This is a genomic window from Mycobacterium sp., from assembly GCF_019247615.1.
Classification (GTDB): domain Bacteria; phylum Actinomycetota; class Actinomycetes; order Mycobacteriales; family Mycobacteriaceae; genus Mycobacterium.
The window spans coordinates 1-10,921 of sequence record NZ_JAFBAT010000204.1 but is presented as its reverse complement, the minus strand read 5'-3'; the positions used below and the strand labels follow the sequence as shown (position 1 = coordinate 10,921).

Here is a 10,921-nt window from a genome sequence, read left to right as displayed (position 1 = left end):
GGATGGTTAACTGCGATCGTGCGCAGAGATCCACAGCTGGCGCGACGCTTCTTCGACCGATTCGAACCGGTGCACGCGGTGACCTACTTCGCGCCGGAGGCTCGGGCGGCATTGGACGCGCTGGGCTACCGAGGCTTCTGGATGGGCTACTTCGCCGCCCGATCGGCACCGCTGGGTGCGGTCCCGGCAGCGGTCGTGACGGCGATCTTCTACAACTTCGCCCCCGAGCGGGTCGCCAAGGCCCTGCCGGCCGCGTGGGGAATCGCGGGTCCCGAAGCCGCGCTGCGCGCCCGGCAGGACTCCGCGGTCGCGGCCCTGCGCCGCTACGGCCTCATGGTGGACGAAAACGTCAGGCTGGCAGCGGAATTGGCCGGTGTGGCGGCGCGTCAGGCACCGCTCGACGGGCGGCCGCTGTTCGCCGCCAATCTGGCGCTGCCCTGGCCGGATGAACCGCTGGCCGCCCTGTGGCTCGCCGCGACGCTGTTGCGTGAGCACCGTGGCGACGCCCATGTCGCAGTGCTGGCCGCCGCGGGCATCTCCGGTCGCGAGTCCAACGTGCTGCACGCCGCGGCGGGCCGGGTCGCGCGCGACTACATCGCGCGCACCCGCGATTACGACGACGCGTCATGGCGGCATCACGAGCGGCGGTTGGCTGAGCGGGGCCTGCTCGACGACGACGGGTCGCTCACCGAAGCCGGGCGCGAACTCAAGGAGGGCGTGGAATCGGCCACCGACTCGCTTGCCCTGTCCGCTCTCGAGGCGCTAAGCGACGACGAGGTGGAAACCCTTTTCCAGGCGCTCACCCCGATCACCCGCGCCGTGGTCGCCGGCGGGGACATCCCCGCTAAGACCCCAATGGGTTTGCGCCGTGACGAATTGGACGACGGCAGCGCACATTTGGCGAGCGCGTAGCGCCCCGGTTACCCGTCGCCGTCTCCCAGGTTGCCGTCGGCGACGGCGGTCGCCAGGGCCGCGCCATCCTTGATGGTCCCCACGATCACGACCCGGTCGTTGACCGCGAAATGCCCAGGCGCCGTTGCTGTTTGGCCGCCGGTATGGGAGATGACGGTGGTGTTGGGGGTGACGCGATAGGTCTGGGTGTACCCGTCGGCGCTGCGCGCCGTGACCGAGTCGCCCGACACCGCAACGACCGTGCCCTCCTGACGCACCTGCTGCGAGACGCGCGACGGCGCACCCAGGGTCGCCTCGATCGTTCGCTTGTCCGGGCCGCCGGAGTTGGTGACCAGCGCCGCCAAACTGGCCGCGCACAGCACCCAAGCGGAGGCGACCTCACAGGCCAGCGCCACGCCGGACATCGCGCGGCGAGCGCTCGCCTTGCTCGGCAGCATCTGCTCCGAGGAATCAGGCAGACGGTGTTTTGCGCCCACGGTCACACCCTTCGTGCGGTTTCGCGCCGACGAGCACCACACAACCCCCAAGCACGCCAGCGCTACCGGATCAGATCGTTGCTCGTCGTGTTCCCCCCGCGCCGCGACGATAAACCGCAGCGGCTCACACGCGGGCGATCACGGCGACCATGCCGCTGTCTCTGGCTGGCCGTCAGCCCTTGGTGAGCGTGAATTGCGCGACGTCGGTGTAGCCCTCGCGGAAAAGCTCCGCGCACCCGGTCAGGTACTTCATGTACCGGTCGTAGACCTCTTGGGACTGAATCGCGACGGCCTCATCGCGGTGGGCCTCGAGGGCGGCCGCCCAGGTGTCGAGCGTGCGCGCGTAGTGCAGGCGCAGCGGTTGCACGAGCCTGACGCCGAAGCCGGCGCTTCGGGCGTGCTCCTCGACGACCTTGGCGCTCGGCAGGTCTCCGCCGGGGAAGATCTCGTCCATGATGAACTTCATGAACCGCAGCTTGGTCATGGTGATGGGCAGGCCGCGCTCGGCGAACTCCTCGTCGCTGGGCTTGATAATGGTGTGCAGCAACATGACCCCGTCGGCCGGGAGCGCCGCGTAGGCCATCGCGAAGAAGTCGGTGTAACGGTCACGTCCGAAGTGCTCGAAGGCCCCGATCGACACGATGCGATCCACCTTCTCCCCGAACTGTTCCCAGCCCTCGAGGAGGACCCGCTTGCTTCGCGCGCTCGGATGCGCGTCCAAACGCCGTTGCACGTGCGCCTGTTGATTGCGGCTCAAGGTCAGGCCGATGACATTCACGTCGTAACGCTCGAGCGCGCGCACGATCGTGGTGCCCCACCCGCACCCGATGTCCAGCAGCGTCATCCCCGGCTGCAGCCCGAGCTTTCCCAGCGCGAGGTCGATCTTTGCGAGCTGGGCCTCTTCGAGTGTCATGTCGTCGCGTTCGAAGTAGGCGCAGCTGTAGGTCCGCGTTGGATCCAGGAATAGCTCGAAGAATTCGTCGGACAGGTCGTAGTGGGCCTGTACGTCTTCGAAGTGCGGCTGCAAACTGGCGGTTTCGCTTTGTTTTTCGGGCACGGCACAACCTTTGACGTGGATTCTTTGGGCTCAGCGGCGCGCCCACTCGATGCCGCGCCGCGCTTGCTGAGCCACCAGTCTATCGGTCGGTCATCGACGCCCCCGCCGGCGACCGGCAGAAGGTGCGGGCAGGTGGGCTGGACCACCGGTGCTTGTCCGAGACCCGTTGCGGCTCAACGTAACTCGGTTCCTGCCTTGGTCCCGCGCCCGTCGGTAGCATTCCAGCCCTTCGACCGGTCCGTGTGAGAACCGCCAGGCCGGGTATCCCGGCCGTGTGTCACCGCGCCGGCCAAAAACGGCCCTTCCCGCCCTCCCGCACGCCTCACCGGCGGGCCACCGCTCGGCCCGACCCGGGTGGGCGCGGTGATGGCAGGCGCCAAGCCGGTACCCGACGACCTGCGACGGCTGGCCGCGGCGCATGGGGTGGCCACGTGTTATCGCAACGAGCGGCGCCAGCCCGCAGATGTCGATGCCGAAGTAGTGATCCGCGTACTCGGGCTTCTCGACATCGACGCCGGCACCGAAGCCGACCGGCGCCGCGAACTGGCCCGCCTGGACCAACGAGAGCGCTCCGGAGGGCAGGCGCCGACGATTGCCGTGCGCCTGGACGGGCGCCCGCACCCGATGGCCGGGGCAACGCTGCTGGTCAGCGAGGACGGCGAACGGACGGACCTGCGCGGCGAGTTGCCAGGTGAGCTGGCGCCGGGCTGGTACCGGCTGCACACCCGTGACGGCGATGAAGCCACGCTCGTGGCCGCTCCTCCCCAGGTGCCGCCGACGCCGGCCACCTGGGGCTGGATGATCCAGCTTTACGCGCTGCGGTCCGCCCGCTCGTGGGGCATCGGGGACCTGGGAGACCTGCGTGAGTTCCTGGACTGGACCGCCACCGAGCACGGTGCCGGTGCGCTGTTGCTCAACCCGCTGAATGCTCCGGGCCCGACACACCCGGTTCAGCCGTCGCCGTATACCCCTTCGAGTCGCCGATTCGCCAACCCACTGGCGCTGCGCATCGAGGACCTGGACGCCTACCGTCGAGCCGACGCGGACACCCGCGCTGAGGTAGACGCGCTGCGGGTCTCCGCCGAGGGCGATCGGATCGACTACGACCTGGTGTGGGCGGCCAAGCGAGCCGCATTGGAATCACTGTGGCGCGCCGAGGGCCGGCCCTGCCCGCTGGACGAGTCACCCGCCTCCGCCGGCTTGCGCGACTTCGCCACCTACTGCGCGATCGCCGAACGGCACGGCGGCCGCTGGAGCCGATGGCCCGAGCGGCTGCGCGATGTCGCAGGCCCGGCGGTGGCGGCGGCCCGCCGGGAACTGTCACCGAGGGTGGCGTTCCATGCCTGGGTGCAGCAACGCTGCGCGGAGCAGCTGGTCGCGGTGCGCCGGGCCGCCCGAGACGCGGGCATGGCACTGGGCGTGTTGCACGACCTTCCGGTGGGCGTCGACGCGGAGGGCGCCGACGCGTGGGCGTTGGCCGACGTGCTCGCTACCGGCGTACACGTGGGGGCGCCCCCGGACAATTTCACCCCACGCGGCCAGGATTGGGGCCTTCCGCCCTGGCGTCCGGACCGCCTCGCCGCCACCGGATACGCCGCGCTGCGGGACATGCTGCGCGCGGTGCTCGTGCACGCCGACGGCCTGCGGATCGATCATGTCGCCGGCCTGTGGCGACTGTGGTGGATACCGCCCGGCGACGGGCCCGAGCGCGGCACCTACGTGCACTACGATGCGGCCGTCATGCTCGCGGTCCTGGCGCTGGAAGCGCACCGGGCGGCAGCCACCGTCGTCGGCGAAGACCTGGGCACCGTCGAACCGGAGGTTACCGAAGCGCTGGCCGGCAACGGCATGCTCGGGTGCGCCGTCTCCTGGTTCACCCGCGACGAGTCGGCGCCGGGGGAGCCGCTGCTCCCGTCCGCGAAGTGGCCGCCGCGGGCCGCCGCGAGCATCTCGACGCACGACCTCCCTACCGCGGCGGGATTCCTCCGCGCCGAACACGTGCGGGTGCGGGCCGACCTCGGCTTGCTCGACGACATTCCGGCCGAGCGCTCCGCCGCGGCGAAGGAACGGATCGAGTGGCTCACGCTGCTGCGCGCCGAAGGACTGCTGCCGCAGTCCGAGCCCGACGAGGCGACGATCATCACCGCGATGCACCGGTTCCTGGCCGCCACCCCAAGCCGGCTCAAGCTCGTCTCGCCCCACGACGTGATCGCCGAACCGCGCCAGCCCAACCTGCCCGGCACGGTCGACGAGTACCCGAACTGGCGGCTGCCGCTGCCGGAAACCCTCGAGGAACTGCGGGCCGACCCGAGGGTCGGCGAGATCACCTCCGTCTTCCGGTTGGCTCACGAGGGCCGGTGAACGCCGCCCGTGCAGGATCGAGGTGTGGCCTAGGGCCGCTTCGGTTACTTGGAGAAGGAATGGGGTGTCGGGCGAACGGCACCGCGGGGGCAGTGGGGGCGGAAGGAAGGGAACATGGAACCGATTTCACCGACGGATGCGCTGTTTCTCATCGGCGAGTCGCGCGAGCATCCGATGCATGTGGGCGCGCTGCAACTCTTCGAGCCGCCCGAGGACGCGGGGCCGCACTTCGCGCGGGAGTCGTATCAGGCGATGCTGGAATGCACCGACGTCCAGCCGACGTTTCGCAAGCACCCGGCGTTCTTCGGCGGCATCACCAACGTCGCGTGGTCGTTAGACAAGGACGTCGAGCTCGACTATCACCTGCGCCGGTCGGCGCTCCCGGAGCCAGGGCGGGTCCGTGACCTGCTGGAGCTGGCCTCTCGGCTGCACGGCAGCCTGCTCGACCGTCACCGCCCGCTGTGGGAGGCGCACCTCATCGAGGGCCTGCAGGACGGGCGGTACGCCGTCTACACCAAATACCACCACTCCCTCATGGACGGAGTATCGGCGCTCCGCCTGATGCAGCGCACCTTCACTCCCGATGCGCACGACGACGAGGTGCGGGTGCCCTGGAACATCGGGCCGCGCAAAGGCAAGGAGCCGCGCCACCGGCCGTCGCTGCTCGGTCGGGTCGGCCGCACCGCGGGATCGGCGCTGGCGCTGGCGCCGTCGACACTGAAACTCGCCCGCGCCGCACTGGTCGAACAACAATTGACCCTGCCTTTCCGGGCGCCGCGCAGCATGTTCAACGTTCGGATCGGTGGCGCTCGACGGGTGGCGGCACAGTCCTGGTCGCTGGACCGCGTGAAGGCGGTCAAGTCGGCCGCGAGCGTCACCGTCAACGACGTGGTGCTCGCGATGTCGGCCGGAGCCCTTCGCGCCTACCTGATCGAGCAGAACGCCTTGCCGGACGCCCCCCTGACGGCGATGGTCCCGGTGAACCTCCGCAGGCCCGACGACGACGGCGGTGGCAACATGGTCGGCACTTTCCTGTGCAACCTGGCAACCGACGTCGACGACCCGGCGAAGCGGCTCGAGATCATCAGCTCCTCGATCCGGAACACCAAAGACGTGTTCCTGCAACTGCCCCCGGTTCAGCAGCTGGCCCTGTCGGCGTTCAACGTCGGGGGGCTGTTCCTCGGGCTGATCCCCGGATACCTTTCGACCGCCTCGCCGCCGTTCAACATCGTCATCTCGAATGTCTCGGCCGGCCCGTCCGAGCCGCTGTACTGGCGTGGCGCGCGGCTGGACGGGAACTATCCGCTGTCGATCCCGCTCGACGGGCAGGCGGTCAACGTCACCGTGACCAACAACGCCGGCAATCTCGACTTCGGTCTGGTCGGCTGCCGCCGCAGCGTGCCGCACCTGCAGCGGCTGCTGGGACACCTGGAGACGTCGCTGAAGGATTTGGAGCGAGCGGTCGGCGTGTAACCAGCCGTCAACACCCGGCGTCAGTGCCCTTCTCCCCGAACCGCGTCGGATCGGTCGTGTAATCCAGGCACACCATGGTGCCGTTCGGTCGGGCGTCGATGGTGCAGCGATCGGCGAGCGCGCACATCAGCATGATCCCGCGTGACGCCCGGGGGTCGCCGGGTTTCCTCTGCAGCGGCCGGTGCCAGGTCCCGCCGTCAGTGACGCAAACGTTGATCGAGCGCGCGGCGGGATCGTGACTCGCCTGCAGCCTCATGGGGCCGATCGAGTGCTGCGAGCGGTAGGCGTGCTCAACGCAGTTGGCCAGCGCTTCGCTCGCGCCCAGGACGATGCCGTCGCGAATGTCAGGGGCAACGTCGGTCTCATCCCGCAGCCACCGCTGCAGGACACGGCGCAACTCCGATGCCGTGACGGCGTCAGCTGAGCCGACGCAGTTCATGTGCACGGCGGGGCCGTCCACGCACTGGTCTGCATTCATGAAGGAGGCATACCCAGTCGTGCCCGCGCGTATAACCCCGCCCGGGTCACTTTTGGGCCACTATTGGCGCTCGAACCGAGATACCCCGCCACACATCAGCATTCGCGGCGCCGCTCATGAAGCGTCGGCGGCGGCGCGTTCCTCTTGCAGCCGGTCCTTGCTGCGCAGGAGCCGCAGCAGCGTCACGAACAGGAGCCCGCCCACGAGATTGCCGACCGCGGTGTAGCTGAACCAGCCCAGCCAATCGAGGTAACCGAACGGCGCGTCGCCGGTCACGAGCGCGCCGAAGATCAGCAGCGAATCGAGGATCGAGTGAAAAATCTGCAGGCCGGCGAGCAGGAATCCGACGGCAGCGGCCGCGGCCATCTTCCCCGAAACCGACTCCGTGCCGTGTTGCATCCGGGTCATCAGGGTGATCGCCATGCCGCCGAGGACGGATAGCGACAGGGTTTGCGCGGATACCGGGGCCGTGGCGAAGTGCTTGGCCGTTTCGACGGTCTGTCCGTGCAACTGAGGGAAGCCGGTCTCGATGAGCCACATGATCACCCAACCGCCGACCAGGTTGGCGAACAGCGTGCCGACCCATAGCTTCAGCAGTTGCCGGGCGCTGGCGCGCTTGGCGGCCACGGTGACGACAGGAAGCAGAAAGCCCTCGGTGAACAACTCGCTATGTCCCAGCAGCAGGGCGAGGAATCCGATCGAGAACGCCAACCCCGCCAACAGAGGCCGATGGGTCGCGTTCAGCACGGAAAGGTAGGCGAGCACGCCCAGCGCGACCTCGGTGCCGCCGAAGAAACCGGTGATCAGCACCCCACGCCAGGTGCGGTGCAGGCGCTGGGTGCCCTCGCTCAGCATTCTGGTGAAGGCGTCCTCGAGCCGGTCCTCGATTGGGCTGTCGTATTCGCCGAGCTGTCGTTGAACCGCCTCTGTCCTCACGAGTAGATATCAATACCCACTAATCGGTAGGGCACGCCTGTCCCGCGTGTGGCGTTGGTTATGCGGCGCAGCGTCAGCGGGACTCGCGCGCGACGGGGCGAACAAGTCAGAAGACGGCGAAGCAGATGGCGATGTATTGGCAGATCGCCGCAGCGGCGGTGGACGCGTGAAAAATCTCGTGATAGCCGAACGTGGCCGGCCAGGGATCGGGCCGGCGCAAGCCATAAAAGATCGCGCCGACGCTGTAGAGCGCGCCCCCGACAGCCAGCAGCACCATGGCGGCCAACCCGGCGCCGTCCACGATCATCCGGGTGCACCAGACCGCCACCCAGCCCAGCAGCAGATAGAGCGCCACGTTCAGCCACCGCGGGGCGGTGGGCCAGAACAGTGTCAGGGCGATCCCTGCCAGCGCGCCGCCCCAGACGATCGCCAGGACCACGTCCCCCGTCCCGCGCGGCATGGCAAGCCGGGCGAAGGGCGTGTAGGTACCGGCGATGAGCACGAAGATCATCGAGTGGTCGAGCCGCCTCATCCAGCCCCTGACGGACGCCGACTCCCAGTGAACGCGGTGATAAGCCGCGCTGACGGCAAACATAGCCGCGATGGCCAGGGCATATACGAGCGTCGAGTGCCCAGCCCGCGCGGATACCTCCGACCACGACAGCGCCACCAACGGGGCGCCGGCGATGACGGCAGCGATGGCGCAGTATTGGTGGATCCAGCCGCGAAACCTGGGCTTGCTCAGAACGCCGGCAGCGTCGTGCACCAGCTGCGCACCGGCATCGACAACGGCGACGGGTCCGAAAGGCGTTGGCTGGGGCGCGACAACGGTCCGATAGCTCAATGTGCTCCCCAATCCCGCGCGCCTGGTTGTAAGTGCTTTATTTCCAGGCCATCTCGGCCTGGCCACATCCTCAACCCCGGCCCTGGGGAGCCGCTATGCCGGACCTATGAGTCGGCTATACCCGCGGGGGGCGCCAGATCAGTTGTGCTGCCGAGCTGGTCATCACCACCGGCGACGCGGCTTTCGATTTCCTGCCGCAGGTGTGCCGGAGCACCCGGACGGACGTAGCTTTTTGCCGCATCGACCTCGAGGTAGCCGCGCCCCTCACCGGCGGAAGACGACCCACCTCATGGCGCAATACATGTACACCGCTTCGCACATACCTGCCGCCACTCGCGACAGCTGGTACTGCACGCCGAGGGCCGTTAGCCCGCTCGACACTCCCAGGATGAAGGCGAGGTAGTTGACGACGACTACCACGACGTAGACCGCTACCTGTGGTCCGACCGGCGCGTGGGACTGGAAGTTGGCGGTGCGGTTGAGTACATAACTGAGGCCGAACGCGCAGGAGTACGCGACGGTGACTGCGAGCGGCACCGGGAGGCGCAGGCCGCTGTGCAGACCGGTCAGGATCATCAGGTCCACGCCGAAGGTGAGACCATTGATCAGGCAAAAACCAAGAAACGTGGGTGCCACCACGGCTTCGAGTCCGAACGGAAGCCTCGCGACGACCGCCTCGCAGAAATTGTGGAATCGGTCGGCCGGGCGTGATGGAGTTGTCCGCGCTCCGTCTTGCACACCGGTACGGTGCCACGGTCAGGTATCCGCCACGTGATCAGTTGGCCAACTCTGCGTCGAGTGTCGGATCTCAATTCCGCTGTCACATCGCTGTTTTTTTTGCTGCCGCTTAACTCACCGCACGTTAGCGCGCTCCCAGACTTGACCCCATGCAGATCCGACGAGCACGAACCACCGACGCGCCCGTGATCGCGGCGCTGCTGAGCGAACTCGGCTATCCGGCGACCGCAGCCGAGGCCGAGGACCGCCCAGGCAGCCTGAACAGCTCCGACTGCGTCTTGATTACCACCGCGGTCGGTTTCGAAGACTCGGTAGAGCGCTCGGTCCGGTTACCGGAAGTCGCTCGACAGCTCCTGACCGTTAACTGCTGGACGGCCGCCGTGCCTCATCGCGTTCGTATCACGAGCCCTACGATGCACAGCGCAGACAGCGCTACGCTGCTGTGTCGTGGAAGGGACGCGCCTTGATACAGCGCGGATCCGAGCCGCCCGCCGGGTAATTGACCCGGTTTTCCTGGACACCCCGCTGTACCGCTGCGAGACGCTGGAGCCCGACCTCGGGTGCGCGGTGAACATCAAGCTCGAAACGGCGAACCCGGTGCGTAGCTTCAAGGCCCGCGGAGCAGAGGTTGTCGCAAGCCTGCTCGCCGACAATGGCCCGACCGCCGTGGTGTGTGCCAGCGGAGGCAATCTCGGCCAGGCCCTCGCTTGGTCAGGTCGCGCAAGGGGCCTCGATGTCACGGTCGTGGCATCCCGGTTTGGTCCCGCGGTCAAGCTCGATCGCATGCGCGCACTGGGCGCCAGACTGGAGTTAGTGGACGGCGATCACGAGATGGCTCGTGCACGAGCGGCAGCGATCGCGCGGCATGAGGGCATCCGGCTCCTCGAAGACAGCTTGGACATCGAGACCTGTGAGGGCGCGGCGACCATTGGCCTGGAACTGGTGGACGCAGCATCGTCGTTCGACGCCGTACTGATCGCTCTTGGCGGCGGAGCGCTGGCTACCGGTGTCGGTCATGTGCTGAAGGCCTTCGCACCCGAGGTGGAGGTGATCTGCATTCAGCCGGCCGGCGCAGCGGCGATGACACTTTCGTGGCGCCAGCGGCGGGTTGTCAACACCGATTCGACTGACACCATCGCAGACGCTGTCGTCGGGCGCTGTCCAATTCCGGCCGTTCTGAACGACCTCCTGCTAGTCGTCGACGACGCCGTCTTGGTGCAGGAGGCATCGATCATCGCCGGTATGCGGGTGCTTCTCGAGGGCGCTGGCCTTGTCGTGGAACCGTCGGCCGCGCTCGGCGTCGCAGCGGTGCTCGAAGACCGTGACCGCTTCGCCGGCCGACACATCGTCACCGTCGTGTGCGGCAGCAACGTCGACCCAGACAGTTACCGTGGCTGGGTCGGCGCCGGACCGGGCCACAGGTCTTGACAATTGCCCCTGTGCATCAACAGATTTCGTAACGCACTCGCACGGTCGCTGACAGATCTAATCGCACAGCGTCTTAGCGCAGGCGGTTTCGAGTCACCGTTCGGTCTGTACCCGTGTCGTAGGTCCACCGTTATGAGAGTTGGGGGACAGTGATCAGCAGGAGGTCACATGCCCCTCAGGTATCCGGCGACGGTTCGGCGGCAAATCGCTCAGCGTCT

10 protein-coding genes are annotated in these 10,921 nt (G+C 67.8%); 4 read left to right on the top strand and 6 right to left on the bottom strand.

What is annotated here, in order from left to right; translation table 11 throughout:
* The first annotated feature begins 18 nt into the window (after positions 1 to 18).
* Complete coding sequence (locus JO059_RS14170) at positions 19 to 912, top strand: hypothetical protein (protein ID WP_293319711.1); 894 nt, start codon at positions 19 to 21, stop codon at positions 910 to 912.
* An 8-nt stretch (positions 913 to 920) separates the two neighbouring features.
* Here the strand turns inward: JO059_RS14170 and JO059_RS14165 are convergent, their stop codons facing one another.
* Together JO059_RS14165 and JO059_RS14160 are read right to left on the bottom strand one after the other, a co-directional pair.
* Positions 921 to 1,388 (bottom strand): hypothetical protein, encoded by a 468-nt coding sequence (locus JO059_RS14165; RefSeq protein ID WP_293319705.1) that lies wholly within the window; start codon positions 1,386 to 1,388, stop codon positions 921 to 923.
* 172 nt (positions 1,389 to 1,560) lie between these two features.
* Positions 1,561 to 2,445: a cyclopropane mycolic acid synthase family methyltransferase gene (locus tag JO059_RS14160; protein ID WP_293319703.1), complete on the bottom strand. Its 885-nt coding sequence runs from the start codon at positions 2,443 to 2,445 to the stop codon at positions 1,561 to 1,563.
* Positions 2,446 to 2,811: 366 nt separating this feature from the next.
* Between JO059_RS14160 and malQ the strand changes: the two genes are divergently transcribed.
* Both malQ and JO059_RS14150 read left to right on the top strand, forming a co-directional pair.
* Positions 2,812 to 4,806 (top strand): 4-alpha-glucanotransferase, encoded by a 1,995-nt coding sequence (gene malQ / locus JO059_RS14155; protein WP_293319701.1) that lies wholly within the window; start codon positions 2,812 to 2,814, stop codon positions 4,804 to 4,806.
* A gap of 114 nt (positions 4,807 to 4,920) precedes the next feature.
* Complete coding sequence (locus JO059_RS14150) at positions 4,921 to 6,279, top strand: wax ester/triacylglycerol synthase family O-acyltransferase (RefSeq protein ID WP_293319699.1); 1,359 nt, start codon at positions 4,921 to 4,923, stop codon at positions 6,277 to 6,279.
* 7 nt (positions 6,280 to 6,286) lie between these two features.
* Here the strand turns inward: JO059_RS14150 and JO059_RS14145 are convergent, their stop codons facing one another.
* The 4 genes from JO059_RS14145 to JO059_RS14130 all read right to left on the bottom strand — a co-directional run bounded on the left by JO059_RS14145 (position 6,287) and on the right by JO059_RS14130 (position 9,275).
* The gene (locus tag JO059_RS14145; RefSeq protein ID WP_293319709.1) at positions 6,287 to 6,718 is read right to left on the bottom strand and encodes an ATP-binding protein; all 432 of its coding nucleotides are present in this window, start codon (positions 6,716 to 6,718) and stop codon (positions 6,287 to 6,289) included.
* A gap of 153 nt (positions 6,719 to 6,871) precedes the next feature.
* Positions 6,872 to 7,693, bottom strand: a complete 822-nt coding sequence (locus JO059_RS14140; protein WP_293319697.1) for a formate/nitrite transporter family protein — start codon at positions 7,691 to 7,693, stop codon at positions 6,872 to 6,874.
* A 106-nt stretch (positions 7,694 to 7,799) separates the two neighbouring features.
* Positions 7,800 to 8,462 (bottom strand): hemolysin III family protein, encoded by a 663-nt coding sequence (locus JO059_RS14135; protein ID WP_293319707.1) that lies wholly within the window; start codon positions 8,460 to 8,462, stop codon positions 7,800 to 7,802.
* 339 nt (positions 8,463 to 8,801) lie between these two features.
* The gene (locus tag JO059_RS14130) at positions 8,802 to 9,275 is read right to left on the bottom strand and encodes a GtrA family protein (RefSeq protein WP_293319695.1); all 474 of its coding nucleotides are present in this window, start codon (positions 9,273 to 9,275) and stop codon (positions 8,802 to 8,804) included.
* 447 nt (positions 9,276 to 9,722) lie between these two features.
* On the opposite strand from JO059_RS14130, the gene JO059_RS14125 reads away from it, so the two are divergent.
* Entirely contained in the window at positions 9,723 to 10,703 is a 981-nt protein-coding gene (locus JO059_RS14125) for a pyridoxal-phosphate dependent enzyme (protein WP_293319693.1), read from the top strand.
* The last annotated feature ends 218 nt before the right edge of the window (positions 10,704 to 10,921 follow it).

Bases quoted from the DNA above. Each gene is read 5' to 3' on its own strand.
- malQ (WP_293319701.1), top strand. From the start codon at position 2,812: ATGGCAGGCGCCAAGCCGGTACCCGACGACCTGCGACGGCTGGCCGCG.
- JO059_RS14150 (WP_293319699.1), top strand. From the start codon at position 4,921: ATGGAACCGATTTCACCGACGGATGCGCTGTTTCTCATCGGCGAGTCG.
- JO059_RS14145 (WP_293319709.1), bottom strand. From the start codon at position 6,718: ATGAACTGCGTCGGCTCAGCTGACGCCGTCACGGCATCGGAGTTGCGC.